We start from the raw sequence: 23,722 nt of genomic DNA, 5'->3' as shown, positions 1-23,722 counted from the left end.
GCGAGCATTCGCGGCAGTCCACGGGGTCAGCACACCCACCCGCGAAGCGCACGCTAGGCTCTGCATAGCGAGCCAGAAAATTCCGACATGCGAAAGTTTCACATCACATTGTGGAGGTTGCACCAATGTCCGACACGACCGCGCCGAACCTGCCCGACGGCGTGAAAGTCACTGGCCCGATCAGATCGAGGTATGACGAGATCCTCAGCCCCACCGCGTTGGAGCTGATCGCCGAGCTGCACCGCGCGCTGAACTCCCGCCGCCTGGAGGCCCTCGAGGCACGGCAACAGCGGGTCGCCGACGTCGCCTCCGGCAAGGACCTGGACTTCCTGGAGGAGACCCGCGCGGTGCGTGAGGACCCCGACTGGAAGGTCGCGCCGCTGGCGCCCGGGCTCGAGGACCGCCGGGTGGAGATGACCGGCCCCACCGACCGCAAGATGACGATCAACGCGCTCAACTCCGGGGCGAAGGCCTGGCTGGCCGACCAGGAGGACGCCAACACCCCACTGTGGGAGAACGTCGTCGAGGGGCCGCTCAACCTCAAGGACGCGCTCGACGGGACCATCGACTTCACCAGCCCCGAGGGCAAGGAGTACAAGCTCGTCCCGCCGGAGCAGCAGCCCACGATCATCGTGCGGCCGCGCGGCTGGCACATGCCGGAGAAGCACATCCTGGTCGACGGTGAGGAGACCTCCGGGTCGCTGGTCGACTTCGCGCTCTACTTCGCCGCGTGCGCCCAGAAGCAGCTGGACCGCGGCAAGGGCCCCTACTTCTACCTGCCCAAGATGGAGAGCCACCGGGAAGCCCGGCTGTGGAACGACGCCTTCGTCATCGCGCAGGACCGCCTCGGCATACCGCAGGGGACCATCCGGGCGACCTGCCTGATCGAGACGCTGCCGGCCGCGTTCGAGATGGAGGAGATCCTCTACGAGTTGCGGGACCACTCCTCCGGCCTCAACGCCGGCCGCTGGGACTACCTCTTCTCGGTCATCAAGACCTACCGCACCCGCGGCGCCGACTACATCGTCCCGGACCGCAACTCGGTCGGTATGACGGTCCCCTTCATGCGGGCCTACACCCAGCTGCTGGTCAACACCTGCCACCGTCGCGGCGCTTCGGCGATCGGCGGTATGGCGGCGTTCATCCCCAGCAAGGACGAGTCGGTCAACAAGGCGGCCTACGAGAAGGTCACCGCCGACAAGTCGCGCGAGGCCGGCGACGGCTTCGACGGCTCGTGGGTCGCGCACCCCGGGATGGTCGAGACCTGCAAGTCGGTCTTCACCGAGGTGCTGGGCGACCGGCCCAACCAGATCGACAAGGTGCCGGCCGCGGACGTGCGCGCCACCCAGCTGCTGGACGTCAAGTCCACCCCCGGCGAGGTCACCGCCGCGGGGCTGCGCAGCAACATCGACGTCGCGCTGCAGTACCTCAAGTCGTGGCTGGCCGGCCGCGGCGCCGTCGGCATCTACAACCTGATGGAGGACGCCGCCACCGCCGAGATCAGCCGCTCGCAGATCTGGCAGCAGATCCAGAACGACGTGCGGCTCGCCGACACCGGCGAACAGGTCACCAAGGAGATGGTGCTGCGGCTGGTCGACGAGGTCATCGCCGACCTGCCCGGCGACGCGGCCGACTACGAGGACGCCAAGGCGACGTTCCTGGAGGTCGCCGTGGCGGACGACTACGCCGACTTCCTCACCCTGCCCGCCTACGCCCGGATGCCCTGATCCCGATGTCCGCAACCCGAGCGCCGATCGCAGCCGTCACCGCACAGCTGCGGTCGGCGCTTGCGTCCGGCAGCATCATCGACGACCCGACCCGACTGGCCACCTACGACTGCGACGGCCTGCTGCACTATCGGGTGACCCCTGCGCTGGTGGTGCTCGCCCGCACCGCCGATGACGTGCAACAGGCGGTGCGCGCCTGTGCCGCACACGGCGTGCCGTTCGTGGCGCGCGGCTCGGGCACCGGGCTGTCCGGTGGGGCGCTCCCCCACGCCGACGGCGTGCTGATCGTGATGAGCGGATTCCGTGAGATCCGAAGCGTTTCGGCGCGTGACCAGCGCGCCGTGGTCGACCCCGGGGTCATCAACCTGGACATCTCGGCGCGTACCCGGCCCGAGGGCTATTACTTCGCACCCGACCCGTCCAGCCAGCAGGTCTGCAGCATCGGCGGCAACGTCGCCGAGAACTCCGGCGGCGCCCACTGCCTGAAGTACGGCTTCACCGCCACGCACGTGGTGGCCGCGGACGTCGTGCTGCCCGACGGCGAACGCACCACCCTCGGGAGCACGGCACCGGATGCGCCCGGGTATGACGTCCTCGGCGCCTTCGTCGGCTCGGAGGGCACGCTCGGTGTCGCGACGTCGGTGACCGTCCGGCTGACCCGCGCCCCGTCGGCCGTGGAGACCTTCCTCGCCGGATTCGCGGACACCGACTCCGCCGGCGCCGCGGTGTCGGCGATCATCGGCGCCGGCATCGTCCCGGCCGCGATCGAGATGATGGACGCGCTGGCGATCGAGGCGGCCGAGGCCGCGGTGGCCTGCAACTACCCGGCGGGCGCCGGAGCCGTGTTGGTCGTGGAGCTGGACGGGCCGGACCACGAGGTGGCCGCCGAGCTCGCCGCCGCCGAGGCGCACTGCCGCGACGCCGGAGCCTTCGAGATCCGGGTCGCCGCGGACGACGTGGAGCGCCAAGCGATCTGGCGGGGGCGCAAGTCCGCCTTCGCCGCGGTCGGCCGGATCAGTCCCGACTACATCGTCCAGGACGGCGTCATACCGCGCACTGCACTGCCGGAGGTGCTGCGCGCGATGACGGCCCTCGCCGCCGAACGCGGTGTCCGGGTCGCCAACGTCTTCCATGCCGGCGACGGCAACCTGCACCCGCTGGTCCTGTTCGACGAGCGCGTGCCCGGTCAGGGCGATGCGGCCGAGGACGCCTCGGGCGCCATACTCGACCTGTGCCTGGAGCACGGCGGCTCGATCACCGGCGAGCACGGCGTCGGCGCCGACAAGGCCAAGCACATGCCGAAGATGTTCTCCGCGCAGGACCTGGACACCATGCAGCTCGTGCGGTGCGCGTTCGACCCGACCGGGATCTCCAACCCGGGCAAGGTCTTCCCGACGCCCCGGTTGTGCGGTGAGGTGCCGGGCAAGCGCAGCGCGGCGCACCCGGTGCACGCAGCCGGTCTCGGGGAGGTCTTCTGAGATGACCGACGTCCGAACCGAGCCGGCCAACCGGCCGACCGACCGGCCGACGAACACCGCGCAGGTTGCCGAGTCGCTCGCACAGGCGCACCGCGCGGGCAAGATCGTGGCGGTGCGCGGACATGGCACGAAGCACGCCTTCGGAGGCGTCGGCGCCGAAGCCGACGTCGTGCTCGACCTGAGCGGGATGCCGCAGCTGCTGGAGCACCAGCCCGGTGACCTCATCGTGCGGGCCCAGGCCGGAATGGCGTTGCACGACCTGCAGACCCAGCTCGCTCCCGCCGGACAACGGCTGTCCATCGACGAACCGGTCGCCGGCAGCACGCTGGGCGGAGTCGTCGCCACCAACACCAGCGGACCACGACGGTTGCACACCGGCACCGCTCGCGACCTGCTGATCGGCGTGACCCTCGTGCTGGCCGACGGCACCATCGCCCGGTCCGGCGGGAAGGTCGTCAAGAACGTCGCCGGATACGACCTGGGCAAGTTGCTGGTCGGGTCCTTCGGGACCCTCGCCGTGATCACCGAGGTGACCTTCCGGCTGCATCCGGTCCCCGCCGCCGGAGCGTGGGTACACACGCGCATCGAGGCCGGCGCCATGGAGTCCGTGCTGGCACCGTTGTGCCACACGCAGCTGGCGCCGGCAGCACTCGAACTGGACTGGCGACCGGGCGAATCACCCACGGTCGCGGTCCTGCTCGAGGGCACCGCCGAAGGCGTGCCAGGACGGGTCGAGCAGGCGCGCGCCACCCTCGGCGCCGACACCCATGTCGATGCGGAGCTGGACTGGCCGTGGCACTACCCCGGTGCACACGACGGCTCGCAGACGATTTTCAAGATCACCTCCCGGCTGGGTGCGGTCGCCGAGACCGCTGCGGCAGCAACGGATCTCGGACTGCATGTGCGTGGCTCGGCCGGCACCGGCGTGCTGTATGCCGCCGCACCGGCGGAGACCTCCGCCGCGGCCGTCGCCGGCATGCTGCGGACCCTGCGCCCGCTCGTATCACGTGCCGGCGGAGCCGTGGTGGTGCTGGCCGGCCCGCGCGAGGTGCGCAGCAACGTCGATGTGTGGGGTCCGGTCAACGGACTCCCGGTCATGCGCCGGCTCAAGGCACAATTCGATCCCGAGCGCCTGCTGGCCCCGGGCAGCTTCGTGGGAGGGATCTGATGTCCAGCGCTTTCGACGCCCACAACCCGCCGTCGCAGGAGCTCATCGCCGACTGCGTGCACTGCGGCTTCTGCCTGCCGACCTGTCCGACCTACCGGTTGTGGGGCGAGGAGATGGACTCGCCACGCGGCCGGATCCACCTGATGCAGGCCGGACTCGAGGGCAGCGTGCTCACCGAGCAGATGGTGGAGCACTTCGACGCCTGCCTGGGTTGTATGTCGTGCGTGACCGCCTGCCCCAGCGGTGTGCAGTACGACCGGTTGCTGGAGCAGACACGCGCGCAGGTCGAGCGTCACCACGAACGCACGCCGGCCGAGAAGGCGCTGCGCAGAACGATATTCAGCCTCTTCCCCTATCCGGACCGGTTGCGCAAACTGCGCGGTCCGCTGCGGGTCGCCCAGCGTCTCGGGCTCGACCGGGCGCTGCGCCGCACCCGGGTGCTCGACCGCTTCCTTCCCGGCCTGGCGGCCATGGAGCGACTCACCCCGAAGCTCGGTCCGCCGGAGAAGCTGCCGAGCGAGGTCCCGGCGGCGGGCGCCGAACGCGCGGTCGTGGGATTGCTGACCGGGTGCGTGCAGGACGTCTTCTTCTCCGATGTCAACGCCGCCACGGCGCGGGTGCTCGCCGCCGAGGGTTGCCGCGTCGTCATACCGCCCGGGCAGGGCTGCTGCGGTGCCCTGAGCAGTCATTCCGGCCGCGAACCCGAAGCGCAGGACTTCGCGCGGCAGACGATGGCCACCTTCGCCGCCGCGCCGCAGCTCGACACCGTGGTGGTCAACGCCGCCGGCTGCGGCAGCGCGATGAAGGACTACGGCGCCCTGTTCGCCGCGGAGGACGACGCCGCCACGGCCGGATCCGCCACTGTCTTCGCGGCCGGCGTGCGTGACCTCAGCGAAGTGCTGACCGAGCTGGGGACCGTCGCGACCCGGCACCCGCTCCCGCTGCGTGTCGCCTACCACGACGCCTGCCACCTGGGCCATGCCCAAGGAGTGCGCTCGCAGCCGCGGGAGCTGCTGCGGGAGATCCCCGGGCTGGAGATCGTCGAGATCCCGGACGCGGCGATCTGCTGCGGCTCGGCGGGGGTCTACAACATCCTGCATCCACAGACCGCCGGCGAGCTGGGCGAGGCCAAGGCGCGCAACATCCTCGCGATGAAGCCGGATCTGATCGTCACGGCCAATCCCGGCTGTCTCATGCAGATCGCGAACGCGCTGGAGAAGCTGGGCTCCCCGATTCCGATGGCGCACACCGCAACGGTGCTCGACGCCTCCATCCGCGGTGTCCCCGTCGAGGCACTGCTGCGCTGATTCACCTGCGCTCCCCGACTAGGCGCACCTCCGCACGACACCGCGTTCCGCGACCTCGTGCCGCACACCCGTGAACGGTTTTATCCGGTACCGTAAGTTACATGAACAGTAGTCACCCGCACTCCAAGCCGCCCCTGGCCGACCGCGGCCAGAACTTCGGCATGCGTCTGATCACCCGCGCGGGCGGACTCGAGGCGATGAAGAATCCCGCGCTGCGTGCGAAGGTCGAGAAGGTCCTCTACCGGGGCGCCCGGCAGGGCTTCCGCGCGCAGGTGGCCGCCGGCCGGGCCTTCACCGCCAGGACCGGTTCGGGCGCACCGACCCGCAGCAAGCCGGCGACACCGCGTGTGCAGTTCGACCTGACGCCCGGCGACGACCAGGAGATGCTCCGCGAGGCGGCCCGCGAACTCGCGGACGAGGTGCTGCGGCCGGCGGCGTCCCAGGCCGACACGGACCGCACCGTGCCGGACGCGGTGCGCGAGCAGGCCGCGCAAATGGGTATGACGCTGCTGGCCGTCCCGGCCGAGCTCGGCGGGGTCGCCGAGGAGGCCTCCGCGGTCACCAGTGCCCTCGTGCTGGAGGAGCTCGGGCACGGCGATATGGGCCTCGCCGTCTCGATCATGTCGGCCGCTGCGGTGGCGAATTGCCTTGTGAACTACGGCGACTCGGATCAGCAGGCCACCTATCTCGAGGCGTTCACCGACGAGAAGGCGCCTGCCACCGGCGCGCTGGCCCTGATGGAGCCGCAACCGCTCTTCGACCCGGCCGCGCCGCGGACGACCGGCCGCCGCGAGGGCAGCTCGCTCGTCCTGGACGGCACGAAGGTCCTGGTACCCGGCGCCGCCTCGGCCGATCTGTTCATCGTCTCGGCGTCCGTCGACGGCGAGCCGCGCCTGGTCATCGTGCCGCCGGCCACCGACGGCGTGACCGTCTCCGACGACCCGGCGATGGGCATCCGCGCCTCGCACACCGGCACTCTGCACCTGGAGGGCGCCCAGGTCCCGCTCACCAACCTGCTCGGCACCACCGCCGATCACGCCGACGCCGTCGGCCGGGCCCGCCTCGCGTGGGCCGCGGCGGCCGTCGGCACCGCGCAGGCTGTGCTGGACCAGGTGAAGACCTACACCAAGGAGCGCAAGGCCTTCGGCGAACCGATCGCGCACCGTCAGGCGGTCGCCTTCACGGTCGCGAACATCGCCATCGAGTTGGACGGACTGCGCTTGGTCGTATGGCGCGCGGCGTCGCGCCTCGACCGCGGCCTGGACGCCTCGGAGCAGATCGCCCACGCCCGGGCGCTGACCGAGAAACACTGTGCCCAGATCGGATCCGACGGCGTGCAGTTGCTCGGCGGCCACGGCTTCGTCAAGGAGTTCGACAACGAGCGCTGGTTCCGCGACCTGCGGGGCGCCGGACTCATGGAAGGTGTGCTGCAGGTCTAGCGCCGCCGCCATACGCTCCGAAACCCCTTCGCCGCAAAGGATTCCGCCCATGATCAATCTCGAGATCCCGAAGAAGTTCGTTCCGCTCGTCAAGCAGGCGTCCGGTCTCGCCGACGAGGTCTTCCGTCCCATCAGCCGCAAGTACGACCGCGCCGAGCACGAGTACCCGCGCGAGCTCGACCTGATGTCCGCCGTCATCGACGGCCTGTCCGACTCCGGGGCCTCCCAGGGCGCCGGCGCACGCACCACCAGCGGCGGCTCCGCCGAGCCGGCCGGCGTGGGGGCCGGCTCGCGGGCCGGCAGGAGCACGCAGACGGTCAACGGCTCCAACCTGTCGTCCGTGCTGTCGATCATGCAGACCTGTCGCGGCGACGTGGGCCTGACGCTGTCGTTGCCCCGCCAGGGCCTGGGCAACGCCGCGATCGCGGCCGTCGCGAACGACGAGCAGAAGCAGCGCTACGGCAGCAAGTGGGCCGCCATGGCGATCACCGAGCCCGACACCGGCTCGGACTCCGGAGCCATCCGCACCACCGCCACCAAGGACGGCGACGAATACGTCCTGAACGGCGAGAAGATCTTCGTCACCAGTGGCGAGCGCGCCGAGCTGGTCGTCGTCTGGGCGACGCTGGACCGATCGCTCGGCAAGCGCGCGATCAAGTCCTTCGTCGTGCGCCGGGACAACCCCGGCCTGAAGCTGGTCCGCCTGGAGCACAAGCTGGGCATCCGCGCGTCGGACACGGCCGCCTTCTCGCTGGACGACTGCCGGGTGCCGGCGCAGGACCTTCTCGGCGACCCGGAGATCCGCACCGAAGGCGGCTTCGGCGGCGCGATGCAGACCTTCGACAACACCCGGCCGCTGGTCGCCGCCATGGCGGTCGGCCTGACCCGCGCCAGTCTCGACCTGGCCACCGAGCTGCTCGGGAAGGCCGGCGTGACGCCAGATCCCGCGGCCCCGCTCCACACCCAGCCGTATGCCGCCGCGCGCCTGCTGCAGATGGAGGCCGACTACGAGTCGGCATACCTGCTCACGCTGCGCGCCGCCTGGATGGCCGACAACGGCAAGCCCAACTCCATGCAGGCGTCGATGGCCAAGGCGAAGGCGGGCCGCACGTGCGTGGAGGTCGCGCTCAGCTGCGTGCAGCTCTGTGGCGCAACGGGATACGCCGAGACCGAGCTGCTGGAGAAGTGGGCGCGGGACAGCAAGATCCTGGACATCTTCGAGGGCACCCAACAGATCCAGCTGCTCGTCGTCGCCCGGCGGCTGCTCGAGCTCAGTTCCGGCGAGCTGAAGTAGGCCCGCCGGCGGGGGTCAGCGCGCGCTGTTCGCGCGCTGCATGGCCATCACCAGATCGTCGCGTGCGCTCTGGGTGGATGCGTTGTGGATCGCCGCCATCAGCGCCCGCCGGCTACGGGCGTTCTCACGGCGATCACGGATGGCACGGGCCAGGGCGGTCATGCTGGTCTCTCCTTTGAGACTTGTTCTTCGAGAACGAATTCTTCGTTATCGAAATTTTATCTCGCCGAAGACCGGCCCTCCACTCGGCGTGTGGTGATTTCGAGCACACCCGGATCGGCGCGATCCCAGGTGTGTTCAGCTCACGTCCGGTCCAGGTGCGCGCGCACGATGCGCAGCAGTTCGTCGGTGTCCAGACCCAGCCGGCGCACCCGGATGGCGAACTCGGCGGCTGCCGAGGCCGCCAGCGCCCGGGTGCCGCCGGCGCCGGCGGCGACCCGGGTGCCCGAGCGTCCCATCGCCTCGACCAGACCGGCGCCCTCCAGCTCGGTGTAGGCCTTGGCGACCGTGCCGGGTGCGACTCCCAACTCGGCCGCGAGGCTCCGCACCGACGGCAACCGCTCACCCACGGTCAGCTCGCCGGTCTCGATGCGCGCCGCGACATCCGCGCAGATCTGCTGGAACGGCGGCACCGGTCCGTCGTGATCGATCGTCATCATGAGCCCATCGAACCGCCTCCGGCCGTCCCACGGTGCGACACGCGGTCCCGGGACGACGCCGCGGGACCGACGGAAACAATTTTCCTCTACTCTGCACGTACGTATCGAAGTTTCCGTAGGGTCGCACTGTTTGCGGTCCGCCCCGTCCGTCACCAAGGAGAACCATGCGCACCAGCACAGCTGCGGCCCTCGCGTCCGTCACCGCCCTCACCCTCGCCCTCGCCGGCTGCGGCGACAGTGGCGGCTCCAGCGCTTCGGGCGGCGGCAGCGGTGACACCACCCAGGGCGGCAGCGCGAAGTCCCTGACCTTCTGGGTCATGAAGGGCACCAACCCGGACTCCTCGAAGTTCTACGCCGCCGTCAAGAAGGAGTTCACGAAGGAGACCGGAGCCACGCTCAACATCCAGGAGGTCGAGTGGGCCGATGCCCATGACCGGCTGGTGCGGTCCTTCGCCGGCGGTGGCGGCCCCGACGTGTCCGAGATCGGCACGACCTGGACGCCGGAGTTCGCGGCTGCGGGCGGTCTGGCCGACATCACCCAGCAGGTCGACGCCTCCGGCATGGGCAAGGACGAGCTCAAGGCGTTGAAGGACTCGGCGACGTACGACGGCAAGCAGTACGGCGTCGGCTGGTACGCCGGCGTGCGTGGCATCGTCTACCGCAAGGACGTCTTCGCCAAGGACGGCATCAAGGTGCCGACCAACTGGGCGGAACTGGAGCACGCCGTCACGACGCTGAAGGCCAAGGAGCCGAAGATGGCGGCGATGCCGATCGCCGGCGGTTCGCAGTACGCCGCAGCGCCGTTCATCTGGGGCGCGGGAGGCGACTTCGCCACCAAGTCCGGCAACACGTGGAAGGGTGCGCTGGATTCGACGGCCTCGCAGGAGGGCCTGAAGTTCTACACCGGGCTGGCACTCAAGGACGGATCGTCGACCACCGCGGCCTCGACATGGAAGGAGACCGACCTGCTGGATGCCTTCGCAAAGAACAAGGCGGCGATGGTCATCCAGGGCAACTGGACGCCCAAGACCGCCCTCGAGCAGAACCCGGACCTCAAGGGCAAGATCGGCGCGTTCGCGATCCCGGGCAAGGACGGGGGTGTCGCACCGGCGTTCCTCGGTGGCTCCAACCTGTCGGTGATGGCCACCAGCAAGAAGAAGGACCTGGCCTGGAAGTTCATCCAACTGATGACCACCGGCACGCTGGCCAAGACCTGGGCCGACCAGACCGGCTACTTCCCGACCACGAAGACCGCTCTGCAGCCGTATGTCGACAGCCCCGACACGCTCGTCGCACCGTTCGCGACCGCGATGCTCAAGGGTGGCCGCAACGTGCCGAGTGCACCGCAGTGGGGCACCGTGGAGGGCAACAAGACGATCACCGCGATGCTGCAGTCGATCCTGACCGGCACCTCGGTCGAGTCCGCCACCACGAAGGCGTCGGCGGCGATCACCTCCACGCTCAACGCCCAGAGCTGACCCGCGACCGATCAGTCGCCGACCGCCCACCGTCCGTCCTCTGAAGAAACCCGATACGTGCCCTCTTCCAAGTCACGACCCTGGCTGCTGCTGGCCGGCCCGCTGATCGTCATCGCCGGACTGCTCCTCTACCCGATCGTCCGGGTCACGGTGCTGTCCTTCCAGCGTTACAACCTGCGCGAGGTGATCAGCGGGCACCCGGTCAATATCGGCTTCGGCAACTACGAACAGATCTTCTCCGGGGCGCCGGGGCTGCCCGCGTCCTACCTGTGGACCACGATCCTGCCCAACACCGTCGTGTTCGCTGCACTCGCGGTCCTGTCCACCATCGTGCTCGGCACCCTGGTGGCGTTGCTGCTGGTCAATGTCGGCCCGAAGGTGCGAGCGCTGGTCATCGGCTCGATCCTCATCGCGTGGGCCATTCCCGCCGTCTCGGACACCTATGTGTGGACGTGGATCTTCGCGCCGGACGACGGGGTGGTGAAGCACGGGCTGGAATGGCTCGGGCTGATCGGCCCCGAGGGGCACAACTGGTTCACCGACCGCTGGTCGTTCTACGGGATCGTGCTGCTCAATGTCGTGCACCACAGCTTCCCCTTCGTGGCGGTCACCCTCTTCGCCGGCATGCTCACCGTGCCGACCGAACTGCACGAAGCAGCGAAGATCGATGGTGCGTCGTCGTGGCGGCGGTTCTGGTCGATCACGGTGCCGTTGCTGCGGCCGGTGTTCGCGGTGGTGACCATCCTGTCGACGATCTGGGACTTCAAGGTCTTCACTCAGATCTATCTGCTGCCCGGCGGTGACGGCAGCAACCCCGACGTGTTCAATCTCGGCGTCTGGTCCTACGTGTCGTCGATCAACCAGACCAAGTACGGCCTCGGTGCGGCGATCGCCGTGCTGCTCACGATCGTGCTGCTGGTGATCACGCTGATCTACCTGCGTGTGCTGTTCAAGGAGGAGGACGCCTGATGCGGACCAACTCACCCCTGCGCCCGATCGGCAAGACGATCGCCGTCGTCGCGCTGCTGCTGTTCACACTGTTCCCCGTCTACTTCATGCTCAGCACGGCGTTCAACGCCCGCAACGGTTCCGGCACGGACAACTTGGTGCCCGAACACGTCACCTTCGACAACTTCATCCGGGTGTTCACGCAGAACCACTTCGGCCGTTACCTGCTCAACTCCGCCATCGTCACCGTCGCGGTCGTGGTGATCTCCGGGGCGCTGGCGCTGCTGGGCGCCGTGGCGATGGCGCGGTTCCGCTTCCGGTTCCGGTCCACCATGCTGGTGCTCATCCTGGTGGTGCAGATGCTGCCGGCCGAGGCTCTCGTCATACCGCTGTTCCTGCAGATGAAGGACTGGCGGATGCTCAACTCGCTGCTCGGGCTGATCCTCGTCTACATCGCGTTCTCACTGCCGTTCGCCATCTGGAACCTGCGCGGCTTCGTGGCGGCAGTCCCCCGCGAACTGGAGGAGGCGGCCTACCTCGACGGCTGCGGCTGGTGGCGGATGTTCCGGTCCATCCTGCTGCCGCTGGTGGTGCCGGGCCTGGTGGCCACCTCGGCGTTCTCCTTCGTGATGGCCTGGGAGGAGTTCATGTTCGCCAACACCTTCCTCGCCAAGGACAGCGTGCTGACGGTCGGGGTCGGCCTCCAGCACTTCTCGACCGCGCACACGAATGACTGGGGCGGCCTCATGGCGGCCTCCACCGTGGTTACGCTGCCCGTCGTGATCGTCTTCGTGCTCGCCCAGCGGCGCCTGGGCGCCGGTCTCGTGTCCGGCGCCGTCAAATGAACCGCCCCCGCACGGGAACCGACCCCTCGGTCGACCGACTGCTCCACGGCGTCCTGCAGCCGGGATTCGCCGGGGCGCAACGGCCGCCGCGCTGGCTGGCCGACGCCGTGCAGCGCGGGCTCGGCGGCGTCGTCTACTTCAGCCACAACATCGGTGATGTCGCAACGACCGCGCAGCTGTCTCGGCAGCTGCACGAGCTGGGCGAGGTGCTCGTCGCCACTGACGAGGAGGGCGGCATCGTCAGCCGGCTCGGCGCGCGTGGTGGCTCGCCCCACGTCGGCGCTGCCATGCTCGGCCGGGTCGACGACGCCGACGCCACGCGCGCCGTGGGCGCCGCGATCGGTGCCGACCTGCGCGCGTCAGGCATCGACATCGACCTGGCACCGGTCGTGGACGTCAACAGCAACCCGGACAACCCGGTCATCGGCGTACGGTCCTTCGGGTCCACCGCGCCGCTGGTCTCCCGGCACGCGGTGGCGTATGCCGAAGGCCTGCAATCCGTCGGTGTCGCCGCCACGGCCAAGCATTTCCCCGGACACGGTGACACAGCGGTGGACTCGCACGTCGGCCTGCCACGCGTCGACGCACCGCTGGAACTCCTGCGCGAGCGAGAGCTGGCACCGTTCGCCGCCGCCGTGCGCGCGGGTGTCCGGTGCGTGATGACCGCCCACGTCATCGTGCCCGCGCTCGACCCGTCCCGGCCGGCCACGATCAGTCCGGCCGTCCTGTCGATGCTGCGCGACGAACTCGGTTTCGGCGGCGTCGTCATGACCGATGCCCTGGACATGGGAGCCATCAGCAACACCATCGGCCTCGGCGAGGGGTGCGTGCAGGCGGTCCTCGCGGGCGCAGACCTGTTGGGCCTGGGCAATCCGGTGCTCGGAGCCGACCGCCCGGACAAGGACGAGCGGATCTTCACCGAGGCGCATTCCGCCCTCTCGGCTGCCGTGGCGGAGGGCCGTCTGTCCGTCGCGCGGCTCGAGGAAGCTGCGCATCGCGTCCGTGCGCTGCGCGACTGGCAGCGCACGCGACCCGGGACCGGCCCCACGGCTTCGCAGCCCGACGGCGCGGCCGACCAGTCCGTGGCCCGGCGGGCCCTGGCCACCCGCGGCACGATCTGCCTGCCGGCGACTCCGCTGCAGGTGGTCGACGTCCGACGCCGGCGCAACGTCGCCGCAGGCGCACTGCCTGCGCTCACCGTCGGCGCGGTGCTCGACTCCGCGCCCGGTTCTTGCCTGACGTCCGCCTTCGTGCTGCCCGACGCGGTCGAGGGGCACGCCGACGCCGCCGACGGCCCGGCCGCGTTGACCGTGCGCCCGGATCTTCCGACCGCCGACGTCGTGGTGACCGGTTCGCCCGGCCAGGACCGCGCCGAGGACGAGCAGTTGCAGCGCTGTCTGCAGCGCAACCCGGACGCACTGGTCGTCGTCGTCGGCTACGCCGACGGCACCGAGGAGTTGTCCGGCGCCCGCCGCGTGCTGTGGACCTTCGGCGACAGCCTGCCAACCGCTGCCGCGGTCGCCGAGTTGCTGCGCCGCTGAACGACTTTCGCCGCGCTCACGCGCGGTGCGACTCGACCGTCCGGCGGACCGCGTCAGCCACCGCGGGTGCGACGGCGGCGTCGAAGACGCTCGGGACGATGTAACTGGCGTTGAGCTCGTCCGGCCCGACCGAGTCGGCGATCGCGCGCGCGGCGGCGACCAACAACTCGGTGCTGATCTTGTGTGCCGAGGCGTCCAGCAGTCCGCGGAAGAGGCCCGGGAACGCCAGCACATTGTTGATCTGATTGGGGAAATCGCTGCGTCCGGTCGCGACGACGGCGGCGTGCTTGGCGGCTTCCGCGGCCGGGATCTCCGGGTCCGGGTTGGCCAGCGCGAAGACGATCGAGTCCTCGGCCATCGCGGCGATTTCCTTCTCCCCCAGGATGTTCGGTCCGGAGACCCCGATGAACACGTCGGCGCCGACCAGCGCCTCGGCCAGCGTGCCGGTCACATCGCGAGGATTGGTGTGCTCGGCGATCCACTGCCGGTGCTCGTCCTGGTAGCTCTCGCCGCGGTGGATCGCCCCCACGCGGCTGCAGCCGACGATGTCGGAGGCACCCTGTGCACCCAGCAGCTTGATGATCGCGTGGCCGGCAGCGCCGACACCCGACACGACGATCCGCACGTCCTCGATCTTCTTGTTCACCACGCGCAGGGCATTGATCAGCGCGGCCAGCACCACGATCGCGGTGCCGTGCTGGTCGTCGTGGAAGACCGGGATGTCCAACTCCTCCCGCAGCCGCCGCTCGATCTCGAAACAGCGGGGCGCGGAGATGTCCTCCAGGTTGACGCCGCCGTAGACCGGAGCGAGCGCCTTGACGATGGAGACGATCTCATCGGAATCGGTCGTGGCCAGGCAGACCGGCCAGGCGTCGACGTTCGCGAACTGCTTGAAGAGCGCGGCCTTGCCCTCCATCACCGGCAACGCGGCCTCGGGGCCGATGTCGCCGAGTCCCAGGACCGCGGTGCCGTCGGTCACCACCGCGACGGTGTTGCGCTTGACGGTCAGCCGGCGGGCGTCCTCCGGGTTGTTCGCGATCGCCATACAGACACGTGCCACACCCGGGGTATAGGCGCGCGACAGGTCGTCACGGGTGCGCAGCTCGACCTTCGGCTCCACCGACAGCTTGCCGCCGATATGCATCAGGAACGTCCGGTCACTGACCTTGCGGACGTCGTATCCGCCTGCGTCGACGAGCGATTCGCGAATGCGCTCCGCGTGATGTTCATCCGCCGTGTCGCAGGTGACGTCCACCACCAGGCCGTCGGGCGTCGACTCCGTCACGTCCAGCGCGGTCACCGAGGCGCCCGCGGCGGCGACCGCCGATGCCAGGTCGCTCGCGGTGCGTCGTCCCGGGGTGAGACCGACGCGCAGGGTCACCGAGTATCCGGGGCTGGTGTGAGTCATGAACCTCTCCGTTCTGTCGCGATGACGGCGGCGCCGCCGGAATTTCGTCGCAGTATGCCGCATGCCTCCACATCGGACGTGGACGCGACGGCAATGCGGACAGCACCCTTGACGGGATGTGACCCATCTTGGCACACTTTCATTATTCGATATTTTCATTCCATATTACGGAATTTGAAGGAAGGCCACCGGCATGACTCGGCACACCGTGAACGCCTCGATCCTGCTGACCGACCACCCCTTGCTCGAGCGGCCGGCCGCGGCCCGGGAGGCCGGCTTCGACGCCGTCGAGTTCTGGTGGCCCTGGCCGGAGACCGCCACCCCGTCGGCGGCGCAGGTCGAGGAGTTCGTGCAGGCCGTCGAGGACGCCGGCGTGCAACTCACCGGGCTCAACTTCTTCGCCGGTGACATGCCGGCCGGCGAGCGCGGAGTGGTCAACGACCCGGAGCGCCGGGACGAGTTCCGCGCGAATGTCGCCATTGTGGTCGAGATCGGTAAGCGGCTGGGCTGCAAGCACTTCAACGCGCTCTACGGCCTGCACGCCGACGGCCGTGACGCCCACACCGAGGCCGCCACCGCCCGCGACAACCTGACGTATGCCGCGAACGCGGTCGCGGAGATCGGCGGCACGGTCCTGCTCGAACCGGTCTCCGGTGCGCCGGGATACCCGTTGAAGACGGCTGCCGACGCGCTCGCCGTCATCGACTCGCTGGAGGTCGGCAACGTCCGCCTGCTCGCCGACTTCTACCACCTGGTGGTCAACGGCGACGACGTCGCGAAGGTCATCGCCAACCACGCCGAGGACTTCGGCCACATCCAGATCGCCGACTCCCCCGGCCGCGGAGCACCGGGCACCGGAGAGCTGCCACTGCAGGAGTGGATCGCAGCCGCACAGCAGGGGGGTTACGACGGGCCTATCGGCCTGGAATACCTCGCCGGCGACAGCGACCCCTTCGCCTGGCACAACTCAGCCCGAACCGACGCCGAAACCGCTTGATCGCCATACTTTTTCGAAGGAGCCATTCATGAGCAACACCACATCGGTCGCCGTCATCGGCCTGGGCATCATGGGCGCGCCCATGGCAGCCAACCTGGTCAAGGCCGGCTACCAGGTGACCGGCTACAACCGCAGCCAGGAGCCCATCGACACGCTCGTCGCGGCCGGCGGCAAGGGCGCGTCCTCGGTCGCCGAGGCGGTCCGTGAGGCCGACGTCATCCTCACCATGGTGCCCGACTCCCCCGACGTCGCCGCCGTCGCGCGCGGCACCGAGGACGAGCCCGGCCTGATCGCCTCCGCCAAGCAGGGCGCCATCTGGGTCGACTGCTCGACGATCCGGCCGGACATCGCCCGCAAGGTCGCCGACGAAGCGAGGGCCGCCGGCCTGAAGCCGCTGGACGGGCCGGTGTCCGGTGGTGAGGCCGGTGCCGTCGAGGGCACGCTGTCGATCATGGTCGGCGGCGACGCTGCCGACCTCGAGGCAGTGCGCCAGGTCCTGGAGACCGTCGGCAGCACCGTGGTCCATGTCGGTCCGAGCGGCTCGGGACAGACGGTCAAGGCCGCCAACCAGCTGATCGTGGCGGGCACCATCGAGCTGGTCGCCGAGGCGCTGGTCTTCCTGGAGGCGTACGACGTCGACACGACGGCGGCCGTCGAGGTGCTCGCCGGTGGACTCGCCGGCAACCGGATCCTGGACCGCAAGGCCGCCTCGATGATCAAGCGCGAGTTCCAGCCCGGCTTCCGCATCGACCTGCACCACAAGGACATGGGCATCGTCCTGGACTCCGCGCGCGCCGCCGGGGTCGCCATACCCCTCGGCGCGCAGACCGCCCAGCTCGTGCAGGACCTGCGCAACCTGGGCCACGGCGGCCTCGACCACTCCGCGCTGCTGCTCCTGGTCGAGCAGTTGTCGGGCCGCAGCAACACGAACGAAGGTGACGCGAAATGACGCGCATGCAGGCAGTTGACGCAGCCGTCCTGATCATGGAAAAGGAAGGTGCGACACAGACTTTCGGTCTTCCCGGTGCGGCGATCAACCCGCTCTACGCCGCGATGCGCCGGCACGGCGGCATGCAGCACGTGCTGGCCCGCCACGTCGAGGCGGCCTCGCACATGGCCGAGGGATACACCCGTGCAGCACCCGGCAACATCGGTGTCTGCCTGGGCACCTCCGGTCCGGCGGGCACGGACATGATCACCGGCCTCTACTCGGCGGGCGCGGACTCGACGCCGATCCTGGCGATCACCGGTCAGGCGCCGCTCGCCAAGCTCGACAAGGAGGACTTCCAGGCCGTCGACATCGCCTCGATCGCCACACCCGTCACCAAGTGGGCGGTCACCGTCAAGGAGGCCGCCCAGGTGCCCGGCACGTTCGCCAAGGCGTTCTGGCTGATGCGCGAGGGACGACCGGGCCCGGTGCTGATCGACCTGCCGCTGGACGTGCAGCGGGCCGAGATCGACTTCGACATCGCCACCTACGAGCCTCTCCCGGTCACCCGGCCGGCCGCGACACCGGCGCAGGTGGCGAAGGTCTTCGATCTGCTGCTGGCGGCGGAGCGCCCGGTGCTGGTGGCCGGTGGTGGCATCATCAACGCCGATGCGTCCGACCGACTGGTCGAGGTGGCCGAGTTGCTCGGCATACCGGTCATCCCCACCCTGATGGGTTGGGGCGCGATCCCCGACGACCATCCGCTGCATGCGGGCATGGTCGGGCTGCAGACGGCGCACCGCTACGGCAACGAGACACTGCTGGCATCCGACTTCGTGCTCGGCATCGGCAATCGGTGGGCCAACCGGCACACCGGCGCACTGGACGTCTACCGCAACGGCCGCACGTTCGTGCACGTCGACATCGAGCCGACCCAGATCGGTCGCGTCTTCGCCCCCGACTACGGGGTGGTGTCGGACGCGGGCGCCTTCCTCGACGCGTTCCTGGTCGAGGCCCGACGCCGACAGGCGGACGGACCGTTGCCGGACAACGCCGTGTGGGCCAAGGACTGCCAGCAACGTAAGGCGACGCTGCAGCGCAAGACTCACTTCGACAACATCCCGATCAAGCCCCAGCGGGTCTATGAGGCGATGAACGCCGCGTTCGGCCGCGAGACGACCTACGTCTCGACGATCGGGCTGTCGCAGATCGCGGGCGCACAGCTGCTGCACGTCTTCGGTCCGCGTCGCTGGATCAACTGCGGCCAGGCCGGTCCACTGGGCTGGACGCTGCCGGCCGCGCTCGGTGTGGCCACTGCGCATCCGGACAGTCCCGTGGTCGCCCTCTCCGGCGACTACGACTTCCAGTTCCTCATCGAGGAACTCGCGGCCGGTGCACAGCACAACATCGGCTACGTCCACGTGCTGGTCAACAACTCCTACCTGGGGTTGATCCGCCAGTCGCAACGCGCCTTCGACATGGACTACTACGTCTCGCTCGCCTTCGAGAACATCAACTCCCCGGAGGTCGAGGGGTATGGCGTCGACCACCTCAAGGTCGTCGAAGGCCTGGGGTGCAAAGCGATTCGCGTGCACCACCCGGAGGACCTGGAGGCGGCGTTCCGGAAGGCGAGCGCGATGGCGGCCGAGTTGAAGGTGCCCGTCGTCGTCGAGGTCATCATGGAGCGGGTCACTAACATCTCCATGGGTGCTGCGGGCATCGACGCGGTCACCGAATTCGAGGAGGTCGCGACGTCGGCGGCGGACGCACCCACCGCAATCCTGCCGATCGGGTGACCGGCCAGGCAGTTGGAGCTGATCGGAGCCTGCAGTGCGAGTGATCATCGCCCCGGACAAGTTCAAGGGGTCGCTACCCGCCGACGCCGTCGCCGAAGCACTGGCCGCCGGCCTGGCGCGGGTCGTCGATGCCGAGGCAGAGGTGGATGTCGACCTGGTGCCGATGGCGGACGGCGGCGACGGCACCGTCGAGGCCGCGCTGCGCGCGGGACACACGGCGTCGCGGCACACGGTGACCGGACCGCTGGGTGAACCGGTCGAAGCGGTCATCGCGCTGCGGGACGGCACCGCGGTCGTCGAACTGGCGGCCGCCTCCGGACTGGCGCTGCTGCCGCCGGACGGGTTGGCGCCGATGTCGGCCAGCAGTCGCGGCACGGGCGCACTCATCCGCGCCGCGCTCGACGCGGGTTGCCGCCGGATCGTGCTCGGTGTCGGCGGCAGTGCCTGCACCGACGGTGGCGCCGGCATGCTGGCCGCGCTCGGCGTCCAGTTGCTCGACGCGCACGGCCGGTCGCTGCCCGACGGCGGCGGTGCGCTGGCCGGTCTGGACCGCATCGACCTCTCCGGGCTGGACGACCGGCTCGGCCGGACCGAGATCGTGGTCGCAGTCGACGTCGACAACCCGCTGCTGGGCGACACCGGCGCCGCCGCGGTCTTCGGACCGCAGAAGGGCGCTGCTCCGCAGCAGGTCGTCGCGCTCGACGCGGCGCTCGGCCGCTTCGTCGACGTGCTGACAGCCACCGACGGCGACCGGATCCGCGCGGCCGCACTGACACCCGGCGCCGGAGCGGCCGGCGGGGTCGGATTCGCCGCGCTGGCGGTGCTGCACGCGGCCGCGCGGCCGGGTCTGGAGCTCGTCGCGGAACTCGTCGGCCTGGCCGACCGGGTGCGCGACGCCGATCTGGTGATCACCGGCGAGGGCAGCCTCGACCTCCAGAGCCTGGCGGGCAAGACGCCGGTCGGCGTGGCGCGCATCGCCCGTGCCGCGGGCGTGCCGGTCGTGGTCGCCGCCTGCGGGGTGAATCAACTGACCGACGAGCAGGCGCACCGCGGCGGCTTCGACGCCGTATGGGCGCTGACGGACCTGGAGCCCGACCCCGCTCGCAGCATCGCCGGTGCTGCGAGACTGCTGACCGAGGTCGGCCAGCAGATCGGCCGGTGGGCGACTCCGGCTGCGTCGCGCGCCGTCCTCAGCCCTGACCTACCGAAGGAGAGCCGATGACCGACACCACCTCGCTCGCACCGGTCAACCAGCCGGACACCGTGCGCCAGCAGATCGCCGATCACCTTGCGGCGCACGGCGATCCGCGGACCGACGCGCCCGACACCGCGACGACGACCATGCCGGGCGCGCTCGAGCTGGTCATCCGCGGTGCCCGGGTGCTCACCCCCGACGGTGAGGCGCCGCGCGAGGTCGGCATCGCCGGCGGCCGCATCACCGCGGTGGAGCCGCTGGGGACCGGTTTGCAGGCGCCCCGGGTGATCACCCTCGACAGTGACGAGGTGCTCATGCCCGGTGTGGTGGACGCACACGTGCACGTCAACGAGCCGGGCCGCACCGACTGGGAGGGCTTCACCACGGCTACCCGGGCCGCCGCCGCCGGCGGCGTCACCACCGTCATCGACATGCCGCTCAACTCGATCCCGTCGACCGTGACGCCGGAGGCACTGGAGTTCAAGCAGCTGGTCGCCACCGGTCAGACCTTCGTCGACGTCGGCTTCTGGGGTGGCGCCGTGCCGGGCAACCGGGACTACCTGCGCGCACTGCACGACGCGGGCGTCTTCGGTTTCAAGTGCTTCCTGCTCGACTCGGGCGTGGACGAATACCCGCCGCTGACACCGGATGCGCTGGAGGACTACCTGACGACGGTGGCGGAGTTCGACGGTCTGATGATCGTCCACGCCGAGGATGCCGAATCCATTGCCCACGCCCCGGAACCGCACGGCGGGCGCTTCGCCGACTTCCTCGCGTCCCGGCCGCGCGAGGCGGAGAACCTCGCGATCGCCGAGGTCGTCGAGCGCACCCGGCGCACCGGTGCTCGGGCGCACATCCTGCACCTGTCCTCCTCCGACGCACTGCCGATCCTGCGCGCCGCCAAGGACGACGGGATCGACATCACCGCGGAGACCTGCCCGCACTACCTGACGCTGCTCGCCGAGGACGTGCCGAACGGTGGTACGGCATACAAATGCTGTCCGCCGATCCGGGAGTCGGCCAACCGGGATCTGCTGTGGCAGGCGCTGGCCGACGGGACGATCGACTACATCGCCTCCGACCACTCCCCGTCGACGGTCGAGCTGAAGGATCTCGAGCGGGGCGACTTCGGCGTCGCGTGGGGCGGGATCGCCTCGGTGCAGGTGGCGCTGCCGGCCGTGTGGACCGAGGCACGCCGGCGCGGCATCGACCTGGCCACGGTCTCCACCTGGATGTCGTCGCGTCCTGCGGAGCGGATCGGCCTGCAGCGCAAGGGAAAGCTCGCCGTCGGGTATGACGCCGACCTGGCGGTCTTCGCGCCGGAGGAGGAGTTCGTCGTGGACGCGGCACAGTTGCACCACAAAAATCCCGTGTCGGCATACGACGGCCGGCGTCTGGCCGGTGTCGTCCGGCGCACCCTGGTGCGTGGCGAGGACGTCGACGGGCAGCGACCGGGCGGCCGGCTGCTCGTGCGCGGCAAGGATTGAGGGCGGGCAGCGCGGTGGCCACCGGGTCAGGCGATGTGGGCCAGGTCGCTCGCCCGCACCGGGAAGCGCAGCGGCCGGCCCGCGGCGAGCCGCTCCACCTCCTCGACCGCGGTCCGACCCAGCCGCAGCACCTCGTTGCCCATCGAGCCCGCGATGTGCGGGGTGACCACGACGTTCGGCATCCGGAACAGCGGGCTCTCGGCCGGCAGCGGCTCCGGGTCGGTCACGTCCAGGTAGGCGTCCAGCCGTCCGGACCCGGCATGACGCTCCAGGGCAGCGGTGTCGACGAGGCTGCCGCGTGCGGTGTTGATCAGCACCGAGCCGTCCCGCATGAGCTCCAGCGCCCGCTCGTCGATCAGGTGACGGGTCTGCGGGGTCTCCGGCGCGTGCAGCGTCACGATGTGGCTGCGCCGCAGCAGGTCCGGCAACTCGACCAGTTCGGCGCCGACCTGCCGGGCCGCGTCCTCGTCCAGGAACGGATCGCTGACCAGCACCGTGACGTCGAGAGCCCGCAGCAGGTCGATCACCCGTCGACCGATCCGCGATGCGCCGACCACGCCGACGGTGCAGCCGTAGCTGCCGTGCTCCAGCCCCACCTCGTCGCCGCTGCGTTTCCGGCCGCTCGCCCGGTATGCCGCCTGGTGTCGGGCGAACCGCTTACTGGCCAGAATCACTGTGGCCAGCGTGAATTCGGCAACCGGGACAGCGTTGGCCTCCGCGGCCGTCGAGACCTGGACACCGGCGTCCCAGACGGCGTGATCCAGGAATCCCTTGACCGAGCCGGCGGAGTGCACGACCGCGCGCAACCGCGGCAGCCGCCGGAGCACGTCCCGGTCGACCACCGGTGCGCCCCAGCCGGTGATCAACACCTCGACCTCCGGCAGCCACGGCTGCGTGGCGGAGTCGAAGTCATGGAGCACGCGCGGTGCGCCGGTCTCGTCGCGCACCACGGTCGCCGCCTCGGCCAGCCGCTCCAGTGCCGCCGCGTCGAACGCGGCCAGGAGCGACTCCTCCGCCATCGCGAAACACACCACCGGCCGACCGGCACTCCCAGTTGGCATCAAGCACACTCCCTCACGTCGACCACACTCACTCGTCCTTGTCGTTCCTCACTCTCCCTCATCGATCCGACGGATCAGGAAGTTGGTTCCCATGCGGTTGCTTCGTGTCGGCCCGCCGGGCGCTGAACGGCCCTGCGCCCTACTGGCCGACGGCACGGCGTGCGATCTGTCGTCCGTCGTGCCGGACCTGGACCACCACACCCTCGGTGCCGCTTCGCTCGAGCGTCTGTCGACCGCGGTGGCGGGTGGCACGCTGCCGACGGTCGACCTGACCGGCCAGCGCATCGGCCCACCGGTCGCCCGCCCCGGAAAGGTGGTCTGCATCGGTCTCAACTACCGCGACCACGCGCATGAGACGGGCGCGGGCATCCCGGCCGAACCGATCGTCTTCCTGAAGGATCCGTGGACCGTCGTCGGACCGAACGACGCCGTGCCGATCCCGCGGGGCAGCAGCAGCACCGACTTCGAGGCGGAGCTCGCCGTCGTCATCGGCAGCACGGCCCGCTATCTGCGCACCCCGGCGGACGCCGCCGAACACATCGCCGGCTATGCACTGTCCCACGACGTCTCCGAGCGCGAGTTCCAGTTGGAGCGCGGCGGCGGTCAGTGGGACAAGGGCAAGAGCTGCGAGGGGTTCAATCCGCTCGGTCCGTGGTTGGTGACGCCCGACGAGTTCGATCCGTCGTCTGCCCGGATCCGACTGTGGGTCAACGGTGTCGGGCGCCAGGACGGCAACACCGATCAGATGATCTTCGACGTGCCGACCCTCGTGCACCACCTCAGCCAGTTCATGGTGCTGCACCCCGGCGACGTGATCAGCACGGGCACGCCTGCCGGCGTCGCCCTGGGTGCGCCGGAGCCCAAGCCCTACCTGCGTGCCGGTGACGTCGTGGAAGCCGAGATCGAGGGACTCGGACGGATGCGGCAGGTCTTCCACCAGGCCTGATCCGCCTCGTCATACCAACA

20 protein-coding genes are annotated in these 23,722 nt (G+C 69.8%); 16 read left to right on the top strand and 4 right to left on the bottom strand.

Translation table 11 applies throughout. The annotated features are described in order from the left end of the window. Positions 1 to 125 precede the first annotated feature (125 nt). From aceB to ACYVBN_RS13820, 6 genes are all read left to right on the top strand, one after another. Positions 126 to 1,727 carry a malate synthase gene (gene aceB, locus ACYVBN_RS13845; protein ID WP_460601034.1) on the top strand — a complete coding sequence of 534 codons (1,602 nt, stop codon included), beginning with the start codon at positions 126 to 128 and terminating at the stop codon, positions 1,725 to 1,727. Positions 1,728 to 1,732: 5 nt separating this feature from the next. Further along, entirely contained in the window at positions 1,733 to 3,205 is a 1,473-nt protein-coding gene (locus tag ACYVBN_RS13840; RefSeq protein ID WP_460601033.1) for an FAD-binding oxidoreductase, read from the top strand. Between the two features lies 1 nt (position 3,206). Beyond that, a complete protein-coding gene (locus tag ACYVBN_RS13835) occupies positions 3,207 to 4,373 on the top strand; it encodes an FAD-binding oxidoreductase (RefSeq protein WP_460601032.1) in 1,167 nt (388 codons plus the stop codon). Further along, positions 4,373 to 5,680, top strand: coding sequence for a (Fe-S)-binding protein (locus tag ACYVBN_RS13830; protein ID WP_460601031.1), 1,308 nt, complete (start codon positions 4,373 to 4,375; stop codon positions 5,678 to 5,680). Before ACYVBN_RS13835 ends, ACYVBN_RS13830 begins: the two co-directional genes overlap by 1 nt. 101 nt (positions 5,681 to 5,781) lie before the next feature. Next, positions 5,782 to 7,119 carry an acyl-CoA dehydrogenase family protein gene (locus ACYVBN_RS13825; protein WP_460601030.1) on the top strand — a complete coding sequence of 446 codons (1,338 nt, stop codon included), beginning with the start codon at positions 5,782 to 5,784 and terminating at the stop codon, positions 7,117 to 7,119. A gap of 49 nt (positions 7,120 to 7,168) precedes the next feature. Further along, positions 7,169 to 8,413, top strand: coding sequence for an acyl-CoA dehydrogenase family protein (locus ACYVBN_RS13820; protein ID WP_460601029.1), 1,245 nt, complete (start codon positions 7,169 to 7,171; stop codon positions 8,411 to 8,413). Positions 8,414 to 8,428: 15 nt separating this feature from the next. On the opposite strand, the gene ACYVBN_RS13815 is transcribed toward ACYVBN_RS13820, so the two are convergent. Continuing rightward, on the bottom strand, positions 8,429 to 8,575 hold the full coding sequence (locus tag ACYVBN_RS13815; protein WP_440282405.1) for a hypothetical protein: 147 nt from the start codon (positions 8,573 to 8,575) through the stop codon (positions 8,429 to 8,431). A 140-nt stretch (positions 8,576 to 8,715) separates the two neighbouring features. After that, positions 8,716 to 9,072, bottom strand: a complete 357-nt coding sequence (locus ACYVBN_RS13810; RefSeq protein ID WP_460601028.1) for a GntR family transcriptional regulator — start codon at positions 9,070 to 9,072, stop codon at positions 8,716 to 8,718. Between the two features lie 164 nt (positions 9,073 to 9,236). On the opposite strand from ACYVBN_RS13810, the gene ACYVBN_RS13805 reads away from it, so the two are divergent. The 4 genes from ACYVBN_RS13805 to ACYVBN_RS13790 are packed head-to-tail and all read left to right on the top strand — an operon-like array spanning position 9,237 to position 13,884. Continuing rightward, positions 9,237 to 10,550: a sugar ABC transporter substrate-binding protein gene (locus ACYVBN_RS13805; RefSeq protein ID WP_460601027.1), complete on the top strand. Its 1,314-nt coding sequence runs from the start codon at positions 9,237 to 9,239 to the stop codon at positions 10,548 to 10,550. 57 nt (positions 10,551 to 10,607) lie between these two features. Next, a complete protein-coding gene (locus tag ACYVBN_RS13800) occupies positions 10,608 to 11,519 on the top strand; it encodes a carbohydrate ABC transporter permease (RefSeq protein WP_460601026.1) in 912 nt (303 codons plus the stop codon). Continuing rightward, positions 11,519 to 12,343 (top strand): carbohydrate ABC transporter permease, encoded by an 825-nt coding sequence (locus ACYVBN_RS13795; protein WP_460601025.1) that lies wholly within the window; start codon positions 11,519 to 11,521, stop codon positions 12,341 to 12,343. The genes ACYVBN_RS13800 and ACYVBN_RS13795 overlap by 1 nt, the downstream gene beginning before the upstream one ends. After that, positions 12,340 to 13,884, top strand: coding sequence for a glycoside hydrolase family 3 protein (locus tag ACYVBN_RS13790; protein ID WP_460601024.1), 1,545 nt, complete (start codon positions 12,340 to 12,342; stop codon positions 13,882 to 13,884). The genes ACYVBN_RS13795 and ACYVBN_RS13790 overlap by 4 nt, the downstream gene beginning before the upstream one ends. Positions 13,885 to 13,900: 16 nt before the next feature. On the opposite strand, the gene ACYVBN_RS13785 is transcribed toward ACYVBN_RS13790, so the two are convergent. Next, positions 13,901 to 15,292, bottom strand: coding sequence for an NAD(P)-dependent malic enzyme (locus tag ACYVBN_RS13785; RefSeq protein WP_460601023.1), 1,392 nt, complete (start codon positions 15,290 to 15,292; stop codon positions 13,901 to 13,903). Between the two features lie 193 nt (positions 15,293 to 15,485). On the opposite strand from ACYVBN_RS13785, the gene ACYVBN_RS13780 reads away from it, so the two are divergent. The 5 genes from ACYVBN_RS13780 (at position 15,486) to allB (ending at position 21,695) form a co-directional block, all read left to right on the top strand. Further along, positions 15,486 to 16,289: a hydroxypyruvate isomerase family protein gene (locus ACYVBN_RS13780; protein WP_460601022.1), complete on the top strand. Its 804-nt coding sequence runs from the start codon at positions 15,486 to 15,488 to the stop codon at positions 16,287 to 16,289. Positions 16,290 to 16,317: 28 nt separating this feature from the next. Further along, positions 16,318 to 17,238, top strand: a complete 921-nt coding sequence (locus ACYVBN_RS13775; RefSeq protein WP_460601021.1) for an NAD(P)-dependent oxidoreductase — start codon at positions 16,318 to 16,320, stop codon at positions 17,236 to 17,238. Next, positions 17,235 to 19,013: a glyoxylate carboligase gene (gene gcl, locus ACYVBN_RS13770; RefSeq protein ID WP_460601020.1), complete on the top strand. Its 1,779-nt coding sequence runs from the start codon at positions 17,235 to 17,237 to the stop codon at positions 19,011 to 19,013. Before ACYVBN_RS13775 ends, gcl begins: the two co-directional genes overlap by 4 nt. A gap of 34 nt (positions 19,014 to 19,047) precedes the next feature. Next, positions 19,048 to 20,235 carry a glycerate kinase gene (locus tag ACYVBN_RS13765; RefSeq protein ID WP_460601019.1) on the top strand — a complete coding sequence of 396 codons (1,188 nt, stop codon included), beginning with the start codon at positions 19,048 to 19,050 and terminating at the stop codon, positions 20,233 to 20,235. A gap of 119 nt (positions 20,236 to 20,354) precedes the next feature. After that, positions 20,355 to 21,695 (top strand): allantoinase AllB, encoded by a 1,341-nt coding sequence (gene allB, locus ACYVBN_RS13760; protein ID WP_460601173.1) that lies wholly within the window; start codon positions 20,355 to 20,357, stop codon positions 21,693 to 21,695. 26 nt (positions 21,696 to 21,721) lie between these two features. Here allB and ACYVBN_RS13755 read toward each other — a convergent pair whose 3' ends face one another. Next, positions 21,722 to 22,756 carry a hydroxyacid dehydrogenase gene (locus tag ACYVBN_RS13755; RefSeq protein ID WP_460601018.1) on the bottom strand — a complete coding sequence of 345 codons (1,035 nt, stop codon included), beginning with the start codon at positions 22,754 to 22,756 and terminating at the stop codon, positions 21,722 to 21,724. Between the two features lie 91 nt (positions 22,757 to 22,847). On the opposite strand from ACYVBN_RS13755, the gene ACYVBN_RS13750 reads away from it, so the two are divergent. Continuing rightward, a complete protein-coding gene (locus ACYVBN_RS13750; protein ID WP_460601017.1) occupies positions 22,848 to 23,702 on the top strand; it encodes a fumarylacetoacetate hydrolase family protein in 855 nt (284 codons plus the stop codon). Positions 23,703 to 23,722: the final 20 nt, after the last annotated feature.

This window comes from Flexivirga lutea (genome assembly GCF_054778955.1).
The sequence above is the reverse complement of the archived record's forward strand: the minus strand, read 5'-3'. Positions and strand labels throughout refer to the sequence as shown.